The following is a 24,264-nucleotide window of genomic DNA, read 5'->3' as shown; positions in this document are numbered from 1 at the left end:
GTTTAGACTTTTCTGTTGATTATTTTAAATTTGTGAAATTTTCATGCGCGTTAAGATTTGCGGTATCACTCAACCAGAGCAGTCTATGGCGATCGCCTCTCTTGGCGCAACGGCACTAGGATTTATTTGTGTGCCCACGTCACCTCGCTACGTTACGACATTACAAATTCAAGCAGCAGTCGCACAATTACCAGAAAATATTGACAAAATTGGCGTTTTTGCCAACGCTAGCATTGCTGAAATCAAGCAAATAGTTGTTGATTCTGGGTTAACTGGGGTCCAGTTACACGGTGATGAATTACCAGAATTTTGCTACCAATTACGTCAAGCTTTGCCCGATGCGGAAATCCTGAAAGCATTTAGGATTCGCAGTTTTGAGCATCTTCAGACAACGGCTGATTATATAAATTACGTAGATACCTTACTACTAGATGCCTACCATCCTCAACAACTGGGTGGTACAGGCAAAACCTTAGATTGGACAATGTTACAGCGATTTAGTCCGAATCGCTCTTGGTTTTTAGCTGGGGGACTAACAGCAGATAATATTGTGCAAGCTTTGAGTCAGGTAAATCCTAGCGGCATTGATTTGTCCAGTGGTGTGGAACGCGCACCAGGAGATAAGGATTTAGATAAGGTAGCACTCTTGTTTGAGCGACTGGGAAGTGGGGAGTGGGGAGTGGGGGGATGAGGGGGATGGGGAAGTGTGGGGAGAAAGATTTCTTTCTTCTCCATCCTCGCATACCTCCCCCACTTCCCACACCTCCTATGCCCAATGCCCCATGACGCCACTTGCTTCAAGTCGGCAAAGCCGCCCAACGCAGTGGCTCCCCAATGCCCCTTCCCTAAATAAACGTTGCTTGGTGGCGAATCAAGTTAAAGAATTCTTCGCGGGTTTTGTGTTCTTCTTGAAATACACCAACCATTGCGCTAGTAACAGTCCAAGACCCTGGTTTTTGGACTCCGCGCATCACCATGCACATATGGCTAGCTTCCATGACAACGGCGACGCCTTGAGGTTCGAGAATGGTCTGAATCGCCTCGGCAATTTGGCGGGTTAGTCTCTCCTGTACTTGCAAGCGGCGGGAGTACATCTCGACAATCCGGGCTAGCTTACTCAGTCCCACAACTTTTTGATTAGGAATATAAGCAACATGCGCTCTACCCATAAATGGCAACATGTGATGTTCGCACAGACTGAAGAAATTAATATCTCGGACTAGTACCATCTCGTTATGCCCTTCGTCAAAGATCGCATCATTGACGAGCTCTTCGAGAGATTGGTTGTAGCCGCTGGTTAGAAACCGCATTGCCTCGGCTACTCGTTTGGGTGTTTTCAGGAGTCCTTCGCGTTCTGGGTCTTCTCCAACGCCTAATATTAGTGTCCGCACGGCGTCCATCATCTGCTCCATCTGTTCCTCTTTTGGCTGGAACAAATCTGCTTGTCGCCCATTGTGAGTATTGCGATCTGGTCTTGGAGTTATGGCTTCTGCTAAGTCAGAAATTAAAGGCGATTGGGAGTAATTGGAACCGTTGGAACTAGCGATAGTCATGATTGAGTCTTGGTTATGGTTTGGTCATTGGTCATTGGTCATTGGTCATTGGTCATTTGCTTTAGATAAAGAACAAAGGACAAACGACAAATTAAAGTGCGCCTGCACTGGGCATTATGGTCAATTCATCGATAACTGCCTGTTGTGGTAACAAAACTGTGTGGAGAATTGAGTGGGCTACAGTTTCTGGGGTTAACATTTTGGAACGATCTAAATCGGCATTGACTGTTTCTGTATCCCAAATTTCGGTATTGACTGCGCCAGGACATATGGTTGTGACACGAATGCCGTGGGCGCGTTCTTCTTGTGCCAAGGTTTGAGATAGGGATAACAAACCGGCTTTGCTGACGTTGTATGCTCCCCAGTTGGGAAATGCTTGCTTGGCGGCAATAGAGGCGACGTTGATAATTGTGCCTCTGCCCCGATCGCGCATTGATGGCAATAACCCCGTAATACACTGAAACACACTGGTGAGATTCAGGTCAATTACTTGCTGCCAATCTGAGAGGGGAGTTTCACTCAAGCTGCCTGTATATCCTATGCCAGCATTGTTTACCAAAATATCTATGTCACCAAAGTCAAGGGCGATCGCTTGGATCTTTTCTTTGACTTGCGAGATTTGCCCTAAATCTAAAGCGTAAGCTTTCGCTTCTACCCCAGTATGCTCTAGGGCTTCTCTGAGGGCCTCCAATTTATCCAAAGAACGACTGACTAAGGCTACATCTATTCCCGCCTTGGCAAAGGCTAAAGCTGTTGCTTTCCCAATTCCACTACTTGCCCCTGTAATCAAGGCGCGTCGTTTTTGCTCAGCACTCATGGTGTCTCCCAATTTTTTGGCAATTCCCAAAGCCTTTCACTACCCAATTATTCTCATCTTTGAGTTTTGATAGATTAAAGGAATCTAAAAATCCGATAATTTTCATAGAGCAACTGCTATTATGCAGTGCAATAGTTGGTGTATTGTGGGTTTTCCCAGTAAAGACTACAAATCATCACCTGAGAACTACCCCGTAGACTCAAACCAAATTACTTAATAATACAAAATCCACTCAATTGAATTGAGTAGATTTACCAAACATACGAATGCCTATGGCTCATGAGATTGTTAAAAATCTTTAAGCACCATAGGCAATTATAGCATTGCTACTCGGCTAATTAATCATTATGCCTTGCTATTAATGGGCAACTTCAGTAAAAACACCAATTTTGCGGAATTTTTCGTAGCGCAGTTGTCGGCGTTCTGAAGCAGTTAAACGGTTGAGTTCTTCCAAATTTTCCAACAGCACTTGCTTGAGAGTGGTAGCGGCTTTTAAAGGGTCGGAATGAGCGCCACCGATGGGTTCTGGCAAAATCTGGTCAATAATCCCTAAATTTTTCAGGTCATGGGAAATAATTTTTAGAGCGACGGCAGCTTGGGGAGCCTTGCCAGCATCTTTCCACAAAATGGCGGCACAGGCTTCGGGGGTAGCAACTGTATAAACTGAGTGTTCAAACATCAGTAGACGATCGCCAACACCGATACCGAGTGCGCCACCGGAACCACCTTCACCAATGACTGTGCAGATAATTGGCACATCTAGGCAAAACATTTCCCGCAAGTTGTAAGCGATCGCTTCTCCTTGACCTTGGTGTTCGGCTTCCACCCCAGACCAAGCTCCCGGCGTGTCGATAAAAGTTAAAATCGGCATCCCAAACTTGTTGGCGTGTTCCATCAACCGCAATGCTTTACGGTAGCCGCCAGGGTAAGGCATACCAAAGTTACGAGCAATATTGTCCTTGGTATCGCGACCTTTTTGATGGCCCAACATGACCACAGGTTGTCCACTCAAACGGCCGACACCACCAACTAAAGCTGGATCGTCACCGCCACAGCGATCGCCATGCAACTCCATCCATTCATCACTAATTGCTTGAATGTAATCGAGAGTACTAGGACGGCGCGGATGACGAGCAACTTGTAATCGCTGGGATGGGGATAAACTACTAAAAATTTCCTCACGCAGCTGCATAGCCCGTGTTTCTAGTTGACGAATTTGACCAGAAACATCGACGCCATTTTCTTCAGCAAGTTGCCGAATTTGATCGATTCGGGTTGCAAGTTCAGCTAGAGGCTTTTCAAAATCCAACAGTAGCGGTTTACGTTCAGTAGTTGCCATCGTAGGAGTTATGAGTTACGAATTATCTATTTTTTGTTATTAGTCATTTGTCCTTTGTCTAAAGCAAATGACTTATGACTAATGACCAATGACCAATGACCAATGACTAAACCAACAACGGTCTAAATCCATGTTTCACTGATACCCGACCAATCTGCTCCATTTTGTCTACGGTAATCTGATTGCGTCCCCATGAAAAGTTCGTGTACAACTTCTCAAATTCCAACAACATCGATTCGGCAAAACAAGCAAACAACTGGCGTGCTGGTACGTCCATATTGACGATTTTCATAATTTTCCAGTCAATATCCAGGGAATGCTCTACAATCCCACCATTTAACACGTATACACCGGGATGTTGAATTTTTGTTGCTAAATTTTTAGGATAACCACCATCAATCAACAAACATGGTTGTTTTAAAACAGTAGGTTCAATTTCCACGCCTTTGGGCATACTGGCAACCCAAACTACAATATCAGCTTGGGGCAGTGCTTCGGTCAAACTCATGATTTTTCCTCGTCCCAGTTCGCCTTGTAATTCTTTGAGACGTTCTTGGTCACGGGCTATCAGTAGAAGTTCTTGGACATCTGTTTTCGCATCTAGCCAGCGTGTAACTGCACTGCCAATATCGCCTGTTGCACCACATATAGCGACTGTTGCTTTTGAGAGTTCAATTCCTAGCTGTTTTGATGCTTCTTCTACCTGCCGACTAATAATATAGGCAGTATGGGTATTTCCTGTAGTGAAGCGTTCAAACTCTAGTTTGATATTCCGGACTTGGCTAAACTGTTCCAACTTAAAATTTTCAAAAATAATCGAGGAAAATCCGCCTAAGGCCGTAATATTAATGCCATGTTTTTGTGCGTGTGCCATAGCGTTAAGCACTTTACGCGTTGCTGCTTTGATGCGACGAGTAGCTAGCATCTCTGGCAAAAAGCAAGATTCTACATAGCGTCCTTCAATTTTCTGTCCAGTGACACTGGTAACAGTGATATTATCAACAATTTGTGGCGGGGCGCTGCACCAAAAGTCTAGCCCTTGATCGGCATATTCTGGGTATCCCAATTCTTGAGCTACTGCTTGAGCGTGTTCTAAACTAGTCAGATGTCCAATTAGACCAAACATGTAATGATTATTAGCCTTGTGCTGTCTTGAGCGCGTGGAATTAGTTGGGAGTTATGAGTTAGCAGTAGAGACGCGATTAATCGCGTCTGTACAAAAGTTAGGAGTTGAGAGTTAGGAGTTGGGAGTGTAACTCTAACTAATTCTTCACTGAATTATTCCTCACTCCTAACTTTTTTAAGCGGCTGTGAGTCCGTGGGCTGACAAGCGCATAATCTCAAAAGTTTTGAACCCGATGTTACTTAATGCTTCACCGTACTGAATCATAAAGTCTTCTATTAAAGCTTCTTTTTCCATTGCTAAAGTTTTTGCATCATCCGCTACTTGGTTGAGCATTTTCCAAACAAGTGGGAGGTTCTGGCGATTTGCTTCTTCTAATTCAGCTTTAGATTGGGGAAAGTTTTCTTTGAGCCAAACTTCGCCAAAGTTGAGATGGCTATATTCATCTTTGACTACTCCCTCAGTGATTTTACGGGCAAATTCATCAGCAACGGGGATGTAAATGTTGTATGCTGCGATCGCAAAACATTCAATAATCAAAGACTGAATCAATAAACAAGTGACGACTTTGCCTTGGGCGGCGGCTGTTTGAAAGTTTTGGTGTAATCCAGAGAAAAATTCCTTGGCAAATTGCAAATCTGGGGTCACTTGTAAATTGCGTCCACAAGCTTCAAATCCTTTCTTGTGGCGACTTTCCATCTTGGATAGACGAATCAATTCTTTTTCAGAATCTGGCAGCAGTTGAGCTAGTTGGATGTAATTTTCATGGGCTTCTTGTTCCCCTTCAATCACAATGGCATTAATCCGGCTATAAGCGTCTTTGTATTTTTCACTCTTAAAATCAATTTCCTGAAATTGGTCTGCAAGCTGCTGCATGGTATGTTTTCTCCTGTAAAGAAAGAATTATTTGACACCAGGATTCAATTTACCCTATGAACACAGGGTAATAATCATTGTGGTTTAATTTAACTTAACAAGTAACTATGTTTATAGGTTAGCTGTTGCTGGGGTCGATGCTCTAGTACTAGAGAAACAAATGCAATGCTTTGCAACTCATGTCTAAACCGAAGTGGAATTTCAAATCTGGGGATTTTTTGAGCCTAGTAGTGTTACTGCTAGGAGCATTTATCGTTCTACTACCGCTGTTTGTGGTCTTTCTCACCTCCTTTGCACCGACGATGGCAACTGCGAAAGATTTATCCAAAAATAACTGGTCTTTAGCAAATTACCAGGCTGCATGGCAGCAAGGTAAATTTTTACTGGCGTTTGCTAATTCTACCTTGGTAGCGATCGCTGTGACAGCGTTTCAGATTCTCACTTCTGCTCTAGCTGGTTACGCCCTCGCACGGCTGAAGTTTCGGGGACGCCAAGCACTGCTGTTGGTTGTCTTGGCAACTTTGGTGATTCCCTTTCAATTGTTGGTAATTCCGATTTTTTTGGTGTTGAAGTGGGGACACCTGATAAATACTTATGGGGCATTAATCTTACCCACTGCGGTCAACGGTTTCGGTATTTTCTTGTTACGTCAATATTTCCAGACAATTCCCTTGGAGTTAGAAGAAGCCGCAGCTATAGACGGGGCGAACCGACTCCAAATTTTGTGGCGAGTAATGTTACCTTTAGCTCGTCCGGCGTTATTAACACTGTTTTTGTTCACCTTCATCGGCGAATGGAATGATTTGTTTAAGCCTTTAGTGTTTACCACACGGCCGGAATTAAGAACGGTGCAGTTAGCGTTAGCTGAATTTCAGGAGCAATTTACGAATAATTGGCCTTTGATGATGGCAGCAGTAACAATAGCCACAGTTCCAGTGATGGTATTATTTTTGATTGGTCAACGTCAGTTTATTCAAGGTATTGCCACGACAGGGATTAAGAATTAGGCAGGTTGACTATTGACTAACCCCCTTTGAGTCGAGTTTAATACCAATTTCAAAAAAGAATCCGACAAATAAACAACTTGTAGAGACGCGATTCATCGCGTCTTCAGCCAAAAATGCCTCACAATCATGTCAACGGCATTGCATCGCATAACAATGGCATTGTATCGCGTGACAATGGCATTGCATCGTATGACAATGGCATTGCATCGCATGACAATGGCATTGCATCGCATGACAATGGCAATGCATCGCGTGACAATGGCAATGCATCGCATGACAATGGCATTGCATCGCGTGACAATGGCATTGCATCGACTGACAATGGCATTGCATCGCATGACAATGGCAATACTTAATGGAAATCCACAAGAAAATGTCAACTTTTATTACAGGGTGCGTAATTCTTACAGGGCAACCTGAACCAATAAATATACATATTCCATTCAGGAACCCAAGCACTCATGAGTTCTCAACCCATCTTAGACCCTCAAAGATTAGAGCAGTTACAAAATGAGATTCAGGAAAAATTTGATGAAACCCTAAAAAACGCTGACTTCAACTCACTACTTGAAAAGTACGGCATATTAGAAGATAGAGTTTTGAGAGTTTATTGGCAGTTTAATCTTGACCCCAATCAACTTAAATCTGATGATGCAGTTGATGAACAGCAACCTAATGCGTTATTAGCCACAACTCCAAAAGAAGAAATTGTGTTAGTTAAAAAAGCGTGGTGTATCCCTTGCCCTTCAACTGGTAGCCAGTTAGGTTGCAACTGCTAAATAATTTAATAATTTAGTTTTTGTAAAAAGTTTATCCTAGTCAGTGACTCTGATTTTTTGAGCGCAAGTTCATAATGTCTCAAAATCGAAGCAGCTTGTACTGGGAATTAGGGATAGTGAGTACTCTAGCAATTGCTGGAGTACTCACTTACTGTGAGGGTTTTGCTTTAGCCCAAATTCAAAAGGATGACACCCTTGGAGTTGAAAGTTCAATCGTTACACCAAAGTTAATTGATGGTCAGTCCATAGAGCAGATTGATGGAGGAGCAATTCGTGGGAAAAACTTGTTCCACAGCTTTGACAAGTTTTCTGTCTCTGAAGGAACTACAGCGTATTTTAACAATCCAATAGATACTCACAATATTATCAGCCGAGTCACCGGCAATTCCATTTCTAATATCGATGGCATTATCAAAACCAATGGTACTGCCAGCCTATTTTTAATTAATCCCAACGGCATTATTTTTGGTAGAAATGCTTCTTTAAACATTGGTGGTTCATTTGTAGCTAGTACGGCAAGTAGTTTAAATTTTTTTGATGGTACAAAATTTAGTGCTACAGCTCCTCAATCTGCACCATTGCTGACAGTAAGCGCTCCCATTGGCTTAGAATTTGGAGCAACTGCGGCTCCCATTCGCAATCAATCCCAAGCAAGTCCAAAAGGTGCAACTAACAGCATTGGGCAAGCTGTTGGTCTACAGGTGCAGCCAGGAAAAATGTTAGCACTGATTGGCGGTGACATAACACTAGAGGGTGGAAATTTAACTGCAAATGCAGGAAGAATTGAATTAGGAAGCGTTGCTCCTTATAGTTTGGTCACTGTGAGTTCAGTAAATCAAGCTTGGGCATTTAGATACGATGGGGTTAAAAATTTTCAAAATATCGAATTCATCAAGTCAAATAAATTTTTCTCTACAGTAGATACCAGTGGCGAAAGTAGCGGTAATATCTACCTCCAAGGCAAACGTGTGCTGGTAGGCGGTTCATACATCTTTGCTTTTAATTTCGGAATGCAAACGGGAGGACATATAGAAGTTAATGCTACGGAATCTGTGGAACTTGGAAAAAATGCGTTCTTAGCTACTGGAACTTTTAAGGCCGGAAACTCTGGAACTATAAATATCACTACTAAAAAGTTCATTGCCAAAGATGGAGCGCAAGTATCAATTTTCAATGCTCGCTCAGGATTACCGGGGGAATTGACCATCAACGCCTCAGATTCAGTAGAACTGCTCGGCGGCTTCTCTGTTTCTATGTTGCCAGATGGTAGTGATATGGTATCCAGCGGATTATTTACTGAAACTTTTGGTAGTCAAAATGCTGGCAACATAACAATCAACACTGGAAAGTTGCGTATTCAGGGAGGAGCAAGAATATCAACAAGTTCTGAAGGCATTTATAGATTTGAGCTTAACGAATTTACACCAATTACAGGAAAGGGAGGAAATTTGACGGTGAACGCTTCTGAGTCTATTGAACTAATAGGAACTTCCCCAAATGGTTCTAGGGTCAGTGGCTTATTTTCCAGGACTGAAGGCCCTGGAGATGGAGGAAACTTAACGGTAAGAACAGGGCAATTGATTATCAAAGATGGAGCTGCAATAACTGTCAACAGCCAAGCTCGAAAGAATGTCATTTATGTGGGAGGAGATCCAAAAAATTTAGGTAAAGCAGGGGATTTAGATATAACTGCTAACTCTATTTTGCTGGACAATAAAGGAAAACTCACATCTAATAGTGAATCAGGTCAAGGCGGAAATATTAGCTTACAGGTGCGGGATGTATTATTGATGCGCGGTAGAAGTCAAATATCGACTAACGCCGGGGGTGATAAAACTGGCGGTAACATCACCATCAATGCACCTAATGGCTTTGTTGTCGCTCCTATTTTTGGAAATAGCGATATCACCGCCAATGCTTTCTCTGGGCCTGGTGGTAAGATTGCGATCGCCACTAAAAACATCTTTGGATTTCTCCCCCGCACCCGTGCAGACGTAGAAACGTTAGATGCACAAGAAATAAACCCAAATAACCTACAAACAAGTGACATCACGGCATTTTCTCAACAAAATCCTTCATTAGGTGGCACAGTACAAATCAACTCTCCAGATGTAGACCCCAGTAAAGGATTAGTGGAACTACCAAGAAATTTAGTAGATGCTTCTGAGCAAATTGCTGCTGATTGTGGTTCTGGTGGCATAGCAGCCAGGAGTTCATTTACTAACACTGGACGCGGAGGAACATTAGCCGATCCTACACAGCCGTTGATAGCTGATGCAGTGCTAGCAGATTGGATAACACTAAATCCAGAAACTGAAAATCGTGCTGAAGGAATCGAGAATAAAAATATTCAAGTGCAGCGCAATATAGATGAATCACAAAAAGTGGATTCTGTCAACGAACCTAGTGAAATTGTCGAAGCCCAAGGATGGATATTCGATGCCAATGGTAACGTAGTTTTGGTTGCTGAAGTACCCACTGGGATGCCTCATACTTCGATGCTCACAGCTGCATCTTGTCCTGCTAATTAAAAATTGGCTTTGTTGACTAACGTTTATTAATTGTGTGCAAAAGCGAAAGTTTATAAACTCTGATAAAAAATAAAAAACTGATTAGAAATTTAGATGTATGCTACATGAAATCGCTTTGAAACAAGCGATCGCTTGTTGGTTATGAGGTTGAAAGGAGCGATCGCTCCTTGTACTAAAACTCATGTATGGATGAGATGCTTGTTTCATCATCTCCAACACCGATACAACAAACATCGGCGTACACCTTATTTTGTCTACTCTTTTACTCAGCGAGAGATTAGAGGAGGTATCAATTATAGTTGTTGCATCAAGAACAGTTAGCAAGCAGATTCATCAATGCTTTAAGGAAATCCAAGAAAAATATATGAAGTTATGTTAAACAATGCGTAATTATTACTAGTCAAGGTGAAGTCATAATTATGGGAGTTCGCAAGAGCTTTAGAAAGTTAAGGCGATCGTACCAGTCTAGACTCTGTATCTTTAATTCCGTTCATTGCCAAACTGTACTAATCGAAGTCACGTTAAATTAGTACATTACAACATAAATTAACACGTCTACCAATCTGCAAGAAGAGCAAAAATTATGAATTTTCAAAACACACAAGTGTTAACAGATGATACTCAAAAGGAAACTAATCAGAGCTTGAATAACTCTGAATTAAGTGATGTAAGCCAAAATGATGATATATCAGAAGATAATTATCATGAGTTGCAAAGTAATATAGACCTTCATAAAACTGAATTACATGATGCTAATGGAGAAAAGGGTGTTGAGGATTGTGCAGAAGTAATTCTACCTAAAAAGAAAGAGCTAAAGAGTTGTGGTTGGTATAATGGTGATTATATATGTACTAATCCTTAACAGTATTATCAACTTAATTGCTATTATCTCAATTTCTTAAAATTAAAGGTAATAACGCCATTTGTAATTACATATAACACAAGTTTTAGTAGAGATATAACACTGTTTTATCTCTACTAAATACTGTTTACAAGTGTGCAACTTTGTAAATTTAGGTAAATAGCAATAACTTGTCAGACTGCGCTTTTACGTTAAGTTGACATCAATGAACAGTGTTGTACTGCTATCATCACTATTGTTTAGTAATTAATGCTTTTTTAGAGCGGTACAATATCAAGTATGAGTAATCTGTGGGTCTGGTTTAAAAGTCTAGGATTTGCAGTATATGGCGTAATAGCTTTCTGCGGAAATTCAGCTATTGCCCAAATTACCCAGGATAGTACCCTACCTAATAATTCTCAGGTTACACCACAGGGTAATATCACAATTATTCAAGGTGGAACCAAAGTAGGAAACAATCTGTTCCACAGTTTTGAGCAATTTTCTGTACCTACAGGGATTACCGCTCAGTTTCAAAATCCTACAGATATTCAAAACATTATTAGCCGTGTCACAGGTAAGTCTATTTCTAATATTGATGGCATCCTCAAAGCAGACGGCACAGCTAACCTATTTCTAGTTAATCCCAACGGGATTATTTTTGGTAACAATGCTTCTTTACAAATTGGCGGTTCATTTGTAGCGAGTACCGCAAGTAGTTTGAACTTTGCCGATGGCACAAAGTTTAGTGCCACAGATCCCCAAACTACACCCCTGCTAACAGTAAGTGTACCCACTGGCTTACAATTCGGAACTACTGCGGCTCCCATCCGCAATCAATCTCAAGCAAGACCAAATGGTGCAACTACTGTCTTTAATCAATCCGTTGGTTTACAAGTGCAGCCAGATAAAACCCTGGCACTTGTAGGCGGTGAGATAACGCTGGAAGGTGGAAATTTAACAGCGGCGTCGGGACGAATTGAGCTAGGAAGTGTTGCTGGTAATAGCCTAGTCAAACTCAACCCAACGAATCAAGGCTGGGTGTTGGGATATGAAGATGTCCAGAATTTTCAGAACATTCGACTAATCCAGCGAAATGTTGACGGTTCTGAAATTGCATCTATCGTGGACGGTAGTAGCAAAGATAGCGGTGGCAGTATTCAGGTGCAGGGCGATTCTGTGGAATTAATTGGTTCTCGTGTGCGCTTAAGAAGCCAAACTATGGGTGTGAGAGATGGCAAAAACTTAACAATTACCGCTAGGAAATTAATCATTCGGGATGGTGCACAAGTATCCACTGCTACTACAGGCAAGGGTAATGGAGGAAATTTGACTGTGAACGCCTCTGAGTCAGTGGAGGTAATTAGTACCTTTGCCTCTCCTAGTATCGATCAACCTAGTATATTATCTACTTCAACTGGCGCAGCCGGAAAGGCTGGTGATATGACACTAAATACTAGAAGGTTACTTATCCAAGATGGAGCAAACATAACAACAGAGTCCAGTGGACTATTAGTCCGCAGTGATGAAGGCTTCAAACTGTTACCAGCTACAGGAGAAGGGGGAAATTTAACTGTGAACGCTTCTGAGTCTGTAGTACTATTTGGAACCTCAAAATATGGTCGTACTAGCAGCTTGATTGCTTTGACTAACAGTTTGGGAGATGCTGGGAAAGTGACAATCACCACAGGAAAATTAATAGTCCAAGGTCAGGCTGTAATAGCTGTGAACAGTGAATTATCCACATTTCCCTACTTAGGGGCTTCACCCAATTTAGGTCAAGCAGGCGATCTAAATATAACTGCTCACTCCATCCTTTTAGACACCAGAGGAAAACTCACATCTAATAGTAAGTCAGGCCAAGGTGGTAACATTGCGCTACAGGTGCGCGACTTATTACTGACGCGCCGCAACAGCCAAATCTCCACTAATGCAGGGGGTAATGGAGATGGGGGTAATATCAGAATCAACGCACCAAATGGCTTCATAGTCGCCCCTCCCTTTGGAAATAGCGATATCACTGCAAACGCTTTCTCTGGCTCTGGTGGCAAAATCACAATCACCACTAAAGGCATCTTTGGATTTGTGACGCGCACCCGTGCAGACGTAGAGAGGCTTGACCCAACAGGCGAAATCAACCCGAATAACCTGCCAACAAATGATATCACGGCGTTTTCTCAGCAAAACCCTAACCCTTTATTAGATGGCACAGTAGAAATCAACTCACCAGATGTTGACCCCAGTAAGGGATTAGTGGAATTGCCGCAAAATCTAGTCGATCCTTCTCAGCAAATAGCTGCTGGTTGTGGTTCTGGTGCAAAAATGGCCAGGAGTTCATTTAATAACATTGGACGTGGAGGAACAACACCCGATCCCACACAGCCTTTGATGGCTGATGCAATCCTGGCAGATTGGATAACACTGAATCCAGAAAGTGATAATCGTGCTGACGGGATGAACAATAGAGTAGTTGTTAAAAAGCAGCAGAATACAAAATCACAAAAAGTGAATTCTGTCAACGAACCTAGTGAAATTGTCGAAGCCCAAGGATGGGTAACGGATGCTAATGGTAACGTGGTTCTGGTTGCTCAAGTACCAACTGCAACGCCCCATAATTCATCGCTTACAGCTGCATCTTGCGCTGCTAATTAGAATTTGAGAGAAGTTAAAAATTCTCTGGATCGACATTAAATTCTCCTAACTTTGGGGATATGCGCGATGCCTAAACCTGGCTACGCCTACGCAATTCCTCGTCCTTCCCCACAGCTTGTAATTTCATTTCAAGTAGCCTCAGATCGGGGCATGAATCTAGAATTTGAATGGGATAACTAAAAAATTAGTTTAAATCTCAACAAACACGGCATCAGCTTTGAAGTGGCTAAGACATCAAGGCTTACAGGTGCTTATAGCCTTAATTTCAGTCATCTAACCCAAAAAGCAGAAAATAATGGCTGTTATGCTAGCCTAACAAGGGTTTCAAACTTATTTTTCAACCAAGTTAGCACCTAAGTAAGCAAAAACCGGAAAGTGAACAATAACTAATGAAACCTACCGTCGAGCAACTCGAAGCATTTTTTGATTTTTGCGTTCGCATTAGCAATTTATTTCGTGACATAACCCTGGTGAGATTTGATGAGAGAAGTAACCGAATCGTAATTTTGATTGGTGAATCTATCCAAGTAGAAATTCTTAGTAATGGGGAGAAAATAATAGAATGAATGACTATTTAAGCCTTAGCGAAGCAGAACTGAGAAAATACGTGATTGGACACCCTGACGATGAAGATGCATTTCAGCACTATATGGAAATTGTTAGGTCAAAGCCTGGACGTGTAGTAGTCAAGACTACAGAACAATTAATAGAGGAAATAAAAAAGAGAATGGCATCCTAGCAGAGCGGTCGAGGGCTGGCGGGGGAGATGAGGAGATAAGGAGGTGGGGTGAAACTACGTTCATCACCCCATCATCCCCCATGCCCACTTGCCCTGAGCGAAGCCGAAGGGATGCCCCATTTCTAATTCGTCTCCTGAATTTGCAAACGTACAGTGTGTTCTGTGGTGCCACTCAGTTGCAATTCCATGATTTCGCCACCCAGAGGTTCTAAACAACTGAGGAGCGATCGCAAGTTAGGTGTACTTGCGCCAGTATCTACATATAATCTATCTGCCAAATTGCCGATACGTTTCCAAGTCATATACAGTTTGGCGATGGTTTGTTCGATTTGAGACGCTTGATTGACTAGATCGGCAGCAATACTCAAACAGCCTACTCTTTGCGCTTCTTCTAAAGCCGTTTCGATATCAATATTTTCCTGCGCTAGGGCCTGGACTTGAGCAGCCCCTTTGAGGTATTTTGCTAAATTACGCGCTTCTGTAGTTACCTGTTTTAAGGTATCTACATCAGGATTGGCAGCTATTTCCTTTTGGATAAACTTTTGGTGCGATTCTGGCAGTTTTTCCATTTCCTTTACCAGAGGGGCAATGTAGCGCGGCGGAAGCGTATTATCTGCGGCTTTTGCTCTGACTGGTTCGGGTAGTAATTCTGAGGACATGGCTGTCCATTCATCGGTGAGTTGTCGCACTTCCCGTCTGGTAATGCGATCGCCTTTTTGGGCGGCTTCACTCACCATGTGTTGTACTTCTGGGACGGCTTTGGAGGTTTCGACAAATGCCCGTTTGCTAAAGTTATTCACTGCGCTGGGGTCTAGTTTGCCTTCTTCTAAAAGGGTATCAGCACTATTAGCCAGTTGAATCCAGGCATAAGCTTGACTTTTGCTGATTTCCCGCTCTTTTAGCCATCTGAGAAAACCCGTACCGCGTCCATCACCACCAATTTTTTCTCTGTCGCGGATGGCGCGTAAAATTCGCCCCCGCCAGATTTCAGTTTGCAGATCGAAGCGATCGCATACCTGCCAAGCTATTTCCAGCTGCTGTTGAAAATCTGACTCTAGAATCTGTTCATCTTCTGGATCGGGCAGTTCAAAGGTGAGATCTGCTGGCTGTTGCAAAGCAGCAGCAAGGTCGTTGATGGAGTCGGTATCTTGCACGATTGATGGCTAACCAGTAGTATATGCGACCGGCTTATTATGCCACAATCTGTGAATTCTAACTTAAGGGATAAGACGGTATTTTCAATTACAACAAAATAGAAGAAGGGGGTAAACCACCTCAGTGGTGTTTTTAATTATTCCAAGACAATAAAAATAAAAACAATGAACCAGGTAGACTACCTCCGGATTAGTTTAATCGATCGCTGCAACTTCCGTTGTCAATACTGTATGCCAGAGGGAGTAGAACTGGACTATATTCTCAAGCAACAGCTGTTGAGTGATGAAGAACTGCTCACCTTGGTACAAGAGGTATTTATTCCTCTTGGTTTTAGCCGCTTTCGTTTGACTGGTGGTGAACCATTATTACGTCCCCGCGTAGTAGATTTAGTAAGTGCGATCGCCTCTTTCCCCCAAACTCAAGATTTGTCAATGACCACCAACGGGTTTTTGCTTGCCTCGATGGCACAAGACCTCTACGATGCAGGTCTGCGACGCATTAATATTAGTCTCGATTCTCTCGACCCCGATACTTTTGACCAAATTATCGGTAATCGCGGTCGTTCTCGTTGGCAACAAGTTTGGGATGGTATTCAAGTTGCCTATGAAGTGGGATTTGACCCACTGAAGCTGAACGTGGTAGTCATTCCTGGCGTTAACGATAGCGAAGTTTTAGATTTAGCTGCCCTGACAATAAATAGACAGTGGCATGTGAGATTTATTGAATTTATGCCCATCGGCAATTTAAATTTGTTTGGCGATCGCGGTTGGGTATCTTCAGCCGATTTACGCCAAAGCATCCGGGAACGTTGGGGCTTGACAGAATCCCAGGTTCGTGGTGCCGGACCTGCTGATGTGTTTAAAATTCCTGGGGCGAAGGGAACCCTGGGATTTATTAGTCAGATGTCGGAATGTTTTTGCGATCGTTGCAACCGGATGCGCCTGAGTGCTGATGGTTGGCTGCGTCCGTGTTTATTGAATGAAACTGGTCAACTTGACCTGAAAACTGCCCTGCGTTCCGGTACTAGTACTGCTCAACTACAAGAGCAGGTGAGACGTTTACTGGGAATCAAGCCAGAAATCAACTTTAAGGCACGCGACTCTGGTATCAAGGGTGCATACACCCGTACTATGTCGCAAATTGGCGGTTAGTTATTGGTCATTTGTCATTTGTCCTTTGTAAATGACTAAGGACAAATGACTAAGGACAAATGACTATTACGCTTGTCGTGAGTAGTATTCCACCACAAGTAGTTCGTTAACTTGTAGTGCCACCCATTCCCGCTCAATAACACCGTTGACTTTACCAACCAACTTATTTTTGTCAAACTCCAGATGACTGGGGAGGTTAGCCAAACCAGGATATTGCAAGTTATTTTCCACCAACTTGCGTGATTGTTCCCGGTCTCTGACAGCAATCACTTCACCAGGACGGCATTGATAGCTGGCAATATTAACTACACGGCCGTTAACAGTAATGTGACCGTGATTAACCAGTTGGCGAGCCGCTGGAATCGTTGGAGCTAGACCCAGGCGAAAAACGGTATTATCCAAACGCATTTCTAGCAATTGCAGCAACACTTGTCCGGTAGAACCAGTAACACGTCTGGCTTTCCGCACGTAGCGTAGCAGTTGCTTTTCCGTCAAACCGTAGTTAAAGCGGAGCTTTTGCTTTTCTTCTAGACGGATGGCATACTCAGAACGCTTCTTGCGGTTCTGACCATGTTGACCTGGCGGATAAGCACGTCTGGCGCTTTTACGAGTTAATCCAGGCAGGTCGCCCAAGCGACGTATAATTCTGAGGCGTGGCCCTCTATATCGGGACATGAGTTTCCTTAATCTAATCCTGTTTAAACTTTACCCAAACATTCTATTTTGACACTCCGCTGATTAAAAATCAGGAGATTCTTGGTTCTCCGAAGGTGCTTGCGTTGGTTTGACGTATCTTACCAAAGTAGAGGCATCCTCTCCCCAAGCGTGAATTCCGATGTGCCGTATCGTACTCTTGCCAATTAGTTTTTTGTGTTTATTTGGTTTCGTAGGCTACTCAATCGTTAGATTGGTTTACGCAGTATTATTATTCTGAAATACTTTTTACGTTACCTACTTAGAGTAGACTTCAGAAGCCAGAAGTCAAGAGTCAGAATTATGACTTCTGAATTCACAAGCCAGAATTCAAGAGTAAAACAAGCTTTTTGCTTGGCTACGAGACTGAGGTTGGGTACTTCAGTTTCCTTGAAATCTGGTATCTTTTTCAAAGAATCATAATATTAACACAATTCCCCATATTAACACAATTTATAGGATAATCAATCCTTTCTAGATCTTGCTAGCTTGAATGCTCAACCCAAAACGATTGTGACCACTCAATTGTGAGTTCTGAATCCTGAATTATGCTTGATTACTGAGGATTTTTCAGATATTTGAGTTAGCATTACTTTGGGTGTTTGGAGAATGGCAATGTTAAAGAGCAAAAAAGCGGTTAGCAGAGGTCAGAACAAACAAGGCAGTTCTACCTTTGGGATTTTAGCAGTACCAGTTTTGGCAATAACTGGATTGTTGACAACGATTTTACCTGATATGGCGATCGCTGCCTCCTACAGGAATGATTACAGTGTTTGTGCAGATGGTCTCTTGAAGGCCGGTATAACGCCAGAAGCAGCATCACAAGGGTGTGCCAATGCACTACGTCCCAGGGATTTTGGCGCTTGCGTCGTTAAAATTGACAAGCAAACTGAAATTGCAGCCGTAGACGCCCTTTCTTACTGTGGGAGAGCTAGGCGTCCTGAAGAGTTAGCTACCTGTGTAGTCGGCGTCAGTTCAATAACCAAGGAAGCAATTAATCCAGTAGCCTTAAATTACTGTGGTCGCAGTTTGTTACCCGTGCGCTTTGGTCAGTGTGTAGTTGGTTTGCTTAGTAAAATCGAGCTTCCTCCTAACCAGGCTTTAGATACTTGTATCGATGGCAGTGACAGCAGCATTATCGGGGTTTCTTCATCTACACCACCGACTCTATTACCTACCGATTCAAGCCCTAGTTTGGAAACTACGCCAGTCCCAACGCAACAACAGCTTATTCCAACCCAGCCTGGCACTAATTAAATCAGGTGCTTTGTAATCGCTGAAAAGACAGGTTTATAGAGTTGGCTAATAGCCAGTTCTACTCAGGGACTACCAAAAAATAAATCATCGGCTCTGAATTTATAAGGTTGGGTTTCGCAACAACGAAACCCAACCTTGTATCTTAAAGCGCTTCAATCTGACTGGCTAATTTACCAATGCTTAGTGCTTAGTTGCCGTTAGGCAATCACAGTAATATTTGCATTAGTAAGCATCGCCTGATTCGAGAACTGGGCGATTTGAACTTTTGCTCCACTACCAACTCCATCTTTATCAAAGAATAGGTTACCCGTAGTTTGATCGTAGATGAAGCGATCGCCTGCCGCTGTCGCACTAGTGCCAAGTCGGAATATGCTCGAATCCAACGTAGTATTCACAGATTGAGTCAGTGCAAATTCCGCCTTAGAAATGAAGATAGTATCATCTCCAACAGTAAAATCAGTAATAGTATCAAAGCCGCCAGTGCGGGTCTCAGTCAGATATAAACTATCTCGCCCACTTCCACCAGTTAGCACATCTTTACCAGTTCCACCAGTCAGTACATCGTCACCTGCACCACCCAACAAGGTGTCAATGCCTGCATCACCAAAGAGGCTATCATTACCATCTTCTCCACTCAAGATGTTAGCACCAGTATTTCCCGTCAGAATGTTATTGACGCTGTTGCCAGTACCATTGATTGCTGAGCTTCCAGTCAAAGTCAAGTTTTCTAGGTTATTTCCCAACACCCAAGTAAGGGAAGACTTAACTAAATCTGTGCCTGCATTTGAGCCTTCGCTAATACTATCGCTGAGGCTGTTTACGGTGTAAGTGTCATTGCCGACTCCACCATCAAGACTATCATCACCTGCACCTCCATCCAATTCATCGTCACCTGCACCACCTAACAAGGTGTCATTGCCGGAACCACCAATCAGAGTATCATTGCCATTTTCTCCACTCAAAGTATTAGCACCACCATTTCCTGTGATGATGTTATTGAGGCTGTTGCCAGTACCATTGATGACCTTGCTTCCAGTCAAAGTCAAGTTTTCCAAGTTGTCTCCCAACACAAAACTTACAGAAGACTTGACTAAATCTATACCTGCATTTAAGCCTTCAGTAACTGTATCGCTGGGGCTGTCCACGGTGTAAATGTCATCTCCTGCTCCACCATCAAGACTATCATTACCGGCTCCACCATCTAAGGTGTCATTACCTGCACCGCCAACTAAAGTGTCATTCCCTGTACCACCAATCAGGCTATCATTGCCATCAAGACCATTCAAAGTGTTAGCGGCAGTACTTCCGATAAGGATGTTATTCAGGTTGTTACCAGTACCATTGATTGCTGTGCTTGCAGTCAAGGTCAAGTTTTCCAGGTTAACTGCTAACACAAAACTTACAGAAGACTTGACTAAATCTTTGCCTGCATTTAAGCCTTCAGTAATGGTATCGCCGGGACTGTCTACCATATAAGTGTCATCCCCTGCTCCACCATCAAGGCTATCATCACCAACTCCACCATCTAAGGTGTCATTGCCTGCACCGCCTAACAAGGTATCATTGCCTGCATTACCAATCAGTTTATCGTTGCCATCTTCTCCTTTCAAGAAGTTAGCGGCATTATTTCCAGTGAGGACATTCTTCAAGCTGTTACCAGTACCATTGATTGCCTCGGTTCCGATCAAAGTCAAGTTCTCTAGATTAGCTCCCAACACCCAAGTCACAGAAGACTTGACTAAATCTGTACCTGCATTTAAACCTTCAGTAATCGAATCGCTGAGGCTGTCTACAGTATAAGTATCATTGCCTTTACCACCAATCAGACTGTCAGCTCCTATACCACCATCTAAGGTATCATTGCCATCACCCCCATCAAGGGTGTCATTATCACCTAGTCCTATAAGGCTATCATTGCCCAGCAATCCGGAGATCAAATCTTTCATCTGTGTACCAGATATTTTATCCGCAGATGAAGTACCATTAATCACATTAAAGACTGGATTATTGGGATCGGTCACTGTCAGTATAAAAACATCGTCGATAGATGCTGTTCCATCACTAGCGATAACTTTGATGTTGAGGCTACCAACGTTATTAGTTGTGGGAGTCCCACTAAAGGTCGTACCATTAAAGGTCAACCAGCCAGGGAGTGAGTCACCATTTGCCAAGGTGGCTGTGTAAGTGAGGTTTCCAGCATCTAGATCAGTGAAGGTGTTTGCTGGTAGGGCAAAGTTGAAGGCGGTGTCTATTGTCGTTGCTTGGTCAGCGATTGGGTTGGCAACAACTGGGTTATCGTTAACTGCTGTAATATTTATATTGCGGGTAGCAGCGTTACTATTAGTACCCCCATCATTAACAACAAAGCTGATGATACGAGGTGTTGTAGTGGGGTTGTCGCTGCTGTTGGTATAAGTAATGGAACGCAGTGCAGTTTGATAATCAGCAACGGTGGCACTGCCAGTTAAGGTTAAGATACCTGTGCTGCTGTTGTAGCTGCCGGTAATTCCATTTTGGTTAGTGAAGGCGAGAATGTCTTGACCAGAGACGAAACCACTGCTAACGCTGACAGTGGCACTAACCAAGTTGGCGGAGTCTACATCGCTGATGGTAATGCCTGAGTCGATGCCTGTAGTGGCGTTCTCGGTATATGCCAAAGCAGAGTTTGTGCCTGTAGTAACGGGTGCATCATTCACCGCCGTGATATTAATATTGCGGGTAGCGGCGCTACTATTAGCAGTCCCATCATTAACTAGAAAGCTGATGGTACGAGGTGTAGTAGTGGGGTTTTCGCTGCTGTTGCTATAAGTAATGGAACGCAGTGCAGTTTGATAATTAGCAACCGTGGAAGTGCCAGTTAAGGTTAAGACACCTGTGCTGCTGTTGTAGCTGCCGGTAATCCCATTTTGGTTGGTGAACGCAAGGATATCTTGACCAGAGACAAAACCACTACTAATGCTGACAGTGGCACTAACTAGGTTGGGGGAGTCTGTATCAGCGACAGCGATGCCTGAATTGATCGCTATAGTGGTGTTCTCGGTATATGCCAAAGCAGAAGCAGAACCAGAGGTAATTGTTGGGGGAGCACCACTGTTTCTGTAGTGTTCTGCATATATTCCATCATCAGATCCGTCCTGACCAGAGCTATTCCAAGCAATTAAAAAGTTCCCGTTGTCATCCAGCGCTATCGTGGGGTTAAGTTGGTTATTGGTGGTGTAAGTATTGACCTTAAATTCGCTTCCTTGAGCTACCCCAGAACTGTTGTAGCGTTGGGCATATATCCCATTGTCAGACCCATCTTGACCAGAACTTTGCCACGAAATAATAAAGTTCCCACTTGCATCCATCGCTATGGTGGGATTACTTTGACCGCCATTGATGTAGGTATTGACCCTAAATTCGCCGCCTTGTGCCTGCCCAGAACTGTTGTAGCGTCGAGCATATATCCCATTGTCAGACCCATCTTGACCAAAACTTTGCCAGGCAATCACAAAGTTCCCATTGGCATCAATAGCCACTGTGGGATTAATTTGCTCGTCGGCGAAGTAGTTATTGACCTGAAATTCGCCCCCTTGTGCCACTCCGGCACTGTTGTAGCGTTGGGCATATATTCCACTACCAGATCCGTCTTGACCAACGCTAGCCCAAGAAATCACAAAGTCCCCATCTGCATCTATCGCTACTGCGGGGTTATTTTGGCTTTTGTTGGTGGTAGTGACTTTAAATTCGCTCCCTTGTGCCACCCCAGCACTGTTGTAGCGTTGGGCATATATCCCATTATCAGTCGAGCTTTGATCGTACTTAACTACGCTAGCCCAAGAAATGACAAAATCCCCATCTGCATCCATCGCTACTGTGGGGTTATTTTCGCTGTTAGCAGTGCTGGTATTAACTTTAAATTCGACCCCTTGTGCAACTCCAGAACTGTTGTAGCGTTGGGCATATACTCCATCGTAAGATCCATCCTGACCATCGCTAGCCCAGGAAATGACAAAATCCCCGTCATTATCCATCGCTATTGTAGGGTTAGATTTATTGAAGTTGTTGTTACTATTAACTTTAAATTCGCCCCCTTGTGCCACTCCAGCACTGTTATAGCGTTGGGCATATATTCCATCAAAAGACCCATCCTGACTTTTGCTAGTCCAGGTAATGACAAAATCCCCATCCGCATCCATCGCTACTGTAGGGTTGATTTGATTGTTATTGGTGTAAGTATTGACTTGGAATTCAGTCATGAAAAAACCTCTGAAAAAATTAAAAATTTGATTTCAACAATTACGTTCTGATTAAACAGATTTCCTTAGTCATTAGGAATCACCGCACTTGGTCGCAACCAGTAGTTCAATTCTGGTGCGGTAAATGCTTGGCGGATTTCTTTTCGTTCTGAATTCAAAACCATCGGGCGCTGTACACCAGCAAGAAACTGCACATCATATAGTTCTTGACAGCCTGTGGTGAACTTCAACATCCCTACCTGCTGCCCATTCCGCAAATCTACGACTGCCACGCCACACAGCAACTGCTCAAACCGTTGGGTAATGGGCAACCCTCCAAAAATATGCCGTTCTCGAATCTGGCATAGTCCAACCAAGGCGTAATACCCGACGCAGCACAACCCCCGCAGAAATCCAGGCAGTACACACACTACCTGTTTGTCTCCTGATTCCGGATGAATGCACCATACTTCCCCGGCACCAGAATTGAGTAACCACAAAAATCCGTCATGCCAAATCGGAGAATGGGGCATTGATAGTCCATCTACAATAATTTCATTGCTCTCTACTTCCACCACAACCCCACCGTTGGCTTTACCCGACCGCCATCCCCCGACGGTATCTGTTGCACCCAGGGCAGTCACGTATTTAGGTTTGCCATCTACCATCGCTAAGCCATTAAGGTGGCACCGGTCTTCTGGCACTACTTCAGAAATAAACTTAGGATGCCAGCGCGGTACAAAGCTAAAATCTGGACTCAAGGCAGAAAGACACGAAAAGCGGGTATTGACAATCCACAGCCCTTCCCTACCAAATTCCAGATCATGAATGTTCAGGTCGCCTGTGAAGTATGTCATCCGGGGCAGGTAAAGGGCATCGTAGCGTCCGGGCTGGTCTTCTAAGTACTCATAAGCTAATGTTGGGGCATTGGCTAATAAATAGACTTCGTGATGGGTAGCCAGTGCTAAACGGGAACCATGAACTGTTAACCCCATTGGTTTGGAAAATTGGCGTAACAGCATGGTAATCTGTTGCCCATTCCAGCCCACTAGTGCTAGTTTCCCGGCTTGGTAGGTGGTGATGGCAACTGAACCTCCTGCTTGACTCAGCCAAGAGATAAATCCCTGGTCAGCGTTACACTCAATTAAGTTATTCTCTTGTGGGGCAGTAGTGCTGGAGGTGGCTAGCATAAATAAAACTTCAAATTTGTTGGGCGAAATGATGTCATTTTTTAGACTTAGTTGCATAAAAAAGGTTACACAAAACTAAATCCAGAGGTAGTAGCGGTCACTTTTGTCTAAAGTAAATTGGTCACCAATAAACAAACCTGTATCAGGAACAATACCCAAAGGAATCGCCCGCTGATAACAGGTCACACTGCCATCAAGCCGCACTGTATATAACTTTGCATTTTGAGTTTGGTTGTTTTTTATGATGTCTTACTAGTAAGTCTGACTTTGGCACTTAATGTCATAATAAAGACTTTTGTTTAAAAATAAACCGCATATATACTGAAAATAAGTTTTTCAAAACT

At 43.3% G+C, this 24,264-nt stretch carries 22 protein-coding genes; 11 read left to right on the top strand and 11 right to left on the bottom strand.

All coding sequences use genetic code 11. The features are described 5' to 3' along the window. The first annotated feature begins 43 nt into the window (after nucleotides 1-43). Complete coding sequence (locus ACM0OY_RS12215; protein ID WP_414569117.1) at nucleotides 44-691, top strand: phosphoribosylanthranilate isomerase; 648 nt, start codon at nucleotides 44-46, stop codon at nucleotides 689-691. 154 nt (nucleotides 692-845) lie between these two features. On the opposite strand, the gene folE is transcribed toward ACM0OY_RS12215, so the two are convergent. The 5 genes from folE to ACM0OY_RS12190 form a co-directional block, all read right to left on the bottom strand. Next, nucleotides 846-1,553 (bottom strand): GTP cyclohydrolase I FolE, encoded by a 708-nt coding sequence (gene folE / locus ACM0OY_RS12210; RefSeq protein WP_414569116.1) that lies wholly within the window; start codon nucleotides 1,551-1,553, stop codon nucleotides 846-848. A gap of 91 nt (nucleotides 1,554-1,644) precedes the next feature. Further along, nucleotides 1,645-2,370 carry an SDR family oxidoreductase gene (locus tag ACM0OY_RS12205; protein ID WP_414569115.1) on the bottom strand — a complete coding sequence of 242 codons (726 nt, stop codon included), beginning with the start codon at nucleotides 2,368-2,370 and terminating at the stop codon, nucleotides 1,645-1,647. Between the two features lie 358 nt (nucleotides 2,371-2,728). Further along, entirely contained in the window at nucleotides 2,729-3,709 is a 981-nt protein-coding gene (locus ACM0OY_RS12200; RefSeq protein WP_414569114.1) for an acetyl-CoA carboxylase carboxyltransferase subunit alpha, read from the bottom strand. Between the two features lie 106 nt (nucleotides 3,710-3,815). Beyond that, nucleotides 3,816-4,835: a long-chain acyl-[acyl-carrier-protein] reductase gene (locus ACM0OY_RS12195; RefSeq protein ID WP_414569113.1), complete on the bottom strand. Its 1,020-nt coding sequence runs from the start codon at nucleotides 4,833-4,835 to the stop codon at nucleotides 3,816-3,818. A 174-nt stretch (nucleotides 4,836-5,009) separates the two neighbouring features. Further along, nucleotides 5,010-5,708 (bottom strand): aldehyde oxygenase (deformylating), encoded by a 699-nt coding sequence (locus ACM0OY_RS12190; protein WP_414569112.1) that lies wholly within the window; start codon nucleotides 5,706-5,708, stop codon nucleotides 5,010-5,012. A gap of 179 nt (nucleotides 5,709-5,887) precedes the next feature. Here ACM0OY_RS12190 and ACM0OY_RS12185 point away from each other — a divergent pair, with 179 nt between their 5' ends. The 4 genes from ACM0OY_RS12185 to ACM0OY_RS12170 all read left to right on the top strand — a co-directional run bounded on the left by ACM0OY_RS12185 (nucleotide 5,888) and on the right by ACM0OY_RS12170 (nucleotide 10,025). Next, on the top strand, nucleotides 5,888-6,715 hold the full coding sequence (locus ACM0OY_RS12185; RefSeq protein ID WP_414569111.1) for a carbohydrate ABC transporter permease: 828 nt from the start codon (nucleotides 5,888-5,890) through the stop codon (nucleotides 6,713-6,715). Nucleotides 6,716-6,841: 126 nt separating this feature from the next. Then, nucleotides 6,842-7,135 carry a hypothetical protein gene (locus tag ACM0OY_RS12180; RefSeq protein WP_414569110.1) on the top strand — a complete coding sequence of 98 codons (294 nt, stop codon included), beginning with the start codon at nucleotides 6,842-6,844 and terminating at the stop codon, nucleotides 7,133-7,135. 41 nt (nucleotides 7,136-7,176) lie between these two features. After that, nucleotides 7,177-7,494 (top strand): hypothetical protein, encoded by a 318-nt coding sequence (locus tag ACM0OY_RS12175; RefSeq protein WP_414569109.1) that lies wholly within the window; start codon nucleotides 7,177-7,179, stop codon nucleotides 7,492-7,494. A 74-nt stretch (nucleotides 7,495-7,568) separates the two neighbouring features. Beyond that, the gene (locus ACM0OY_RS12170) at nucleotides 7,569-10,025 is read left to right on the top strand and encodes a filamentous hemagglutinin N-terminal domain-containing protein (protein WP_414569108.1); all 2,457 of its coding nucleotides are present in this window, start codon (nucleotides 7,569-7,571) and stop codon (nucleotides 10,023-10,025) included. Nucleotides 10,026-10,106: 81 nt separating this feature from the next. Here ACM0OY_RS12170 and ACM0OY_RS12165 read toward each other — a convergent pair whose 3' ends face one another. Next, nucleotides 10,107-10,259 carry a hypothetical protein gene (locus ACM0OY_RS12165; RefSeq protein WP_414569107.1) on the bottom strand — a complete coding sequence of 51 codons (153 nt, stop codon included), beginning with the start codon at nucleotides 10,257-10,259 and terminating at the stop codon, nucleotides 10,107-10,109. Nucleotides 10,260-10,608: 349 nt separating this feature from the next. On the opposite strand from ACM0OY_RS12165, the gene ACM0OY_RS12160 reads away from it, so the two are divergent. From ACM0OY_RS12160 to ACM0OY_RS12145, 4 genes are all read left to right on the top strand, one after another. Beyond that, entirely contained in the window at nucleotides 10,609-10,887 is a 279-nt protein-coding gene (locus ACM0OY_RS12160) for a hypothetical protein (protein WP_414569106.1), read from the top strand. 279 nt (nucleotides 10,888-11,166) lie between these two features. Continuing rightward, nucleotides 11,167-13,518 (top strand): filamentous hemagglutinin N-terminal domain-containing protein, encoded by a 2,352-nt coding sequence (locus ACM0OY_RS12155; RefSeq protein WP_414569105.1) that lies wholly within the window; start codon nucleotides 11,167-11,169, stop codon nucleotides 13,516-13,518. Nucleotides 13,519-13,907: 389 nt separating this feature from the next. Beyond that, on the top strand, nucleotides 13,908-14,084 hold the full coding sequence (locus ACM0OY_RS12150; RefSeq protein WP_414569104.1) for a DUF6888 family protein: 177 nt from the start codon (nucleotides 13,908-13,910) through the stop codon (nucleotides 14,082-14,084). Beyond that, the gene (locus ACM0OY_RS12145) at nucleotides 14,081-14,257 is read left to right on the top strand and encodes a DUF6887 family protein (protein WP_414569103.1); all 177 of its coding nucleotides are present in this window, start codon (nucleotides 14,081-14,083) and stop codon (nucleotides 14,255-14,257) included. The genes ACM0OY_RS12150 and ACM0OY_RS12145 overlap by 4 nt, the downstream gene beginning before the upstream one ends. Nucleotides 14,258-14,379: 122 nt before the next feature. Here ACM0OY_RS12145 and ACM0OY_RS12140 read toward each other — a convergent pair whose 3' ends face one another. Then, nucleotides 14,380-15,411 (bottom strand): hypothetical protein, encoded by a 1,032-nt coding sequence (locus ACM0OY_RS12140; RefSeq protein WP_414569102.1) that lies wholly within the window; start codon nucleotides 15,409-15,411, stop codon nucleotides 14,380-14,382. A 165-nt stretch (nucleotides 15,412-15,576) separates the two neighbouring features. Between ACM0OY_RS12140 and moaA the strand changes: the two genes are divergently transcribed. Beyond that, nucleotides 15,577-16,563: a GTP 3',8-cyclase MoaA gene (gene moaA / locus ACM0OY_RS12135; RefSeq protein ID WP_414569101.1), complete on the top strand. Its 987-nt coding sequence runs from the start codon at nucleotides 15,577-15,579 to the stop codon at nucleotides 16,561-16,563. A gap of 66 nt (nucleotides 16,564-16,629) precedes the next feature. Here the strand turns inward: moaA and rpsD are convergent, their stop codons facing one another. Next, entirely contained in the window at nucleotides 16,630-17,238 is a 609-nt protein-coding gene (gene rpsD / locus ACM0OY_RS12130) for a 30S ribosomal protein S4 (RefSeq protein WP_190876976.1), read from the bottom strand. A 633-nt stretch (nucleotides 17,239-17,871) separates the two neighbouring features. On the opposite strand from rpsD, the gene ACM0OY_RS12125 reads away from it, so the two are divergent. Next, nucleotides 17,872-18,513 carry a hypothetical protein gene (locus tag ACM0OY_RS12125; RefSeq protein WP_414569100.1) on the top strand — a complete coding sequence of 214 codons (642 nt, stop codon included), beginning with the start codon at nucleotides 17,872-17,874 and terminating at the stop codon, nucleotides 18,511-18,513. A 197-nt stretch (nucleotides 18,514-18,710) separates the two neighbouring features. On the opposite strand, the gene ACM0OY_RS12120 is transcribed toward ACM0OY_RS12125, so the two are convergent. The 3 genes from ACM0OY_RS12120 to ACM0OY_RS12110 all read right to left on the bottom strand — a co-directional run bounded on the left by ACM0OY_RS12120 (nucleotide 18,711) and on the right by ACM0OY_RS12110 (nucleotide 24,124). Further along, entirely contained in the window at nucleotides 18,711-22,751 is a 4,041-nt protein-coding gene (locus ACM0OY_RS12120; RefSeq protein WP_414569099.1) for a beta strand repeat-containing protein, read from the bottom strand. Nucleotides 22,752-22,816: 65 nt separating this feature from the next. Next, nucleotides 22,817-23,977 (bottom strand): TIGR03032 family protein, encoded by a 1,161-nt coding sequence (locus ACM0OY_RS12115; RefSeq protein ID WP_414569098.1) that lies wholly within the window; start codon nucleotides 23,975-23,977, stop codon nucleotides 22,817-22,819. An 18-nt stretch (nucleotides 23,978-23,995) separates the two neighbouring features. Further along, nucleotides 23,996-24,124 (bottom strand): hypothetical protein, encoded by a 129-nt coding sequence (locus ACM0OY_RS12110; RefSeq protein ID WP_414569097.1) that lies wholly within the window; start codon nucleotides 24,122-24,124, stop codon nucleotides 23,996-23,998. Nucleotides 24,125-24,264: the final 140 nt, after the last annotated feature.

This window comes from Nostoc sp. CCY 9925, from assembly GCF_963920935.1.
Lineage (GTDB): Bacteria > Cyanobacteriota > Cyanobacteriia > Cyanobacteriales > Nostocaceae > Nostoc.
The sequence above is the reverse complement of the archived record's forward strand: the minus strand, read 5'-3'. Positions and strand labels throughout refer to the sequence as shown.

What these genes read in the sequence shown, in the direction of transcription:
- ACM0OY_RS12190 (WP_414569112.1), bottom strand. Translation starts at nt 5,708, where the DNA reads ATGCAGCAGCTTGCAGACCAATTTCAGGAAATTGATTTTAAGAGTGAA.
- ACM0OY_RS12195 (WP_414569113.1), bottom strand. Translation starts at nt 4,835, where the DNA reads ATGTTTGGTCTAATTGGACATCTGACTAGTTTAGAACACGCTCAAGCA.
- rpsD (WP_190876976.1), bottom strand. Translation starts at nt 17,238, where the DNA reads ATGTCCCGATATAGAGGGCCACGCCTCAGAATTATACGTCGCTTGGGC.
- ACM0OY_RS12145 (WP_414569103.1), top strand. Translation starts at nt 14,081, where the DNA reads ATGAATGACTATTTAAGCCTTAGCGAAGCAGAACTGAGAAAATACGTG.
- ACM0OY_RS12165 (WP_414569107.1), bottom strand. Translation starts at nt 10,259, where the DNA reads ATGTTTGTTGTATCGGTGTTGGAGATGATGAAACAAGCATCTCATCCA.
- ACM0OY_RS12205 (WP_414569115.1), bottom strand. Translation starts at nt 2,370, where the DNA reads ATGAGTGCTGAGCAAAAACGACGCGCCTTGATTACAGGGGCAAGTAGT.
- ACM0OY_RS12175 (WP_414569109.1), top strand. Translation starts at nt 7,177, where the DNA reads ATGAGTTCTCAACCCATCTTAGACCCTCAAAGATTAGAGCAGTTACAA.
- ACM0OY_RS12155 (WP_414569105.1), top strand. Translation starts at nt 11,167, where the DNA reads ATGAGTAATCTGTGGGTCTGGTTTAAAAGTCTAGGATTTGCAGTATAT.
- ACM0OY_RS12180 (WP_414569110.1), top strand. Translation starts at nt 6,842, where the DNA reads ATGTCAACGGCATTGCATCGCATAACAATGGCATTGTATCGCGTGACA.
- ACM0OY_RS12160 (WP_414569106.1), top strand. Translation starts at nt 10,609, where the DNA reads ATGAATTTTCAAAACACACAAGTGTTAACAGATGATACTCAAAAGGAA.
- ACM0OY_RS12120 (WP_414569099.1), bottom strand. Translation starts at nt 22,751, where the DNA reads ATGACTGAATTCCAAGTCAATACTTACACCAATAACAATCAAATCAAC.
- ACM0OY_RS12200 (WP_414569114.1), bottom strand. Translation starts at nt 3,709, where the DNA reads ATGGCAACTACTGAACGTAAACCGCTACTGTTGGATTTTGAAAAGCCT.
- folE (WP_414569116.1), bottom strand. Translation starts at nt 1,553, where the DNA reads ATGACTATCGCTAGTTCCAACGGTTCCAATTACTCCCAATCGCCTTTA.
- ACM0OY_RS12125 (WP_414569100.1), top strand. Translation starts at nt 17,872, where the DNA reads ATGTTAAAGAGCAAAAAAGCGGTTAGCAGAGGTCAGAACAAACAAGGC.
- ACM0OY_RS12170 (WP_414569108.1), top strand. Translation starts at nt 7,569, where the DNA reads ATGTCTCAAAATCGAAGCAGCTTGTACTGGGAATTAGGGATAGTGAGT.
- ACM0OY_RS12115 (WP_414569098.1), bottom strand. Translation starts at nt 23,977, where the DNA reads ATGCAACTAAGTCTAAAAAATGACATCATTTCGCCCAACAAATTTGAA.
- ACM0OY_RS12185 (WP_414569111.1), top strand. Translation starts at nt 5,888, where the DNA reads ATGTCTAAACCGAAGTGGAATTTCAAATCTGGGGATTTTTTGAGCCTA.
- ACM0OY_RS12215 (WP_414569117.1), top strand. Translation starts at nt 44, where the DNA reads ATGCGCGTTAAGATTTGCGGTATCACTCAACCAGAGCAGTCTATGGCG.
- moaA (WP_414569101.1), top strand. Translation starts at nt 15,577, where the DNA reads ATGAACCAGGTAGACTACCTCCGGATTAGTTTAATCGATCGCTGCAAC.
- ACM0OY_RS12150 (WP_414569104.1), top strand. Translation starts at nt 13,908, where the DNA reads ATGAAACCTACCGTCGAGCAACTCGAAGCATTTTTTGATTTTTGCGTT.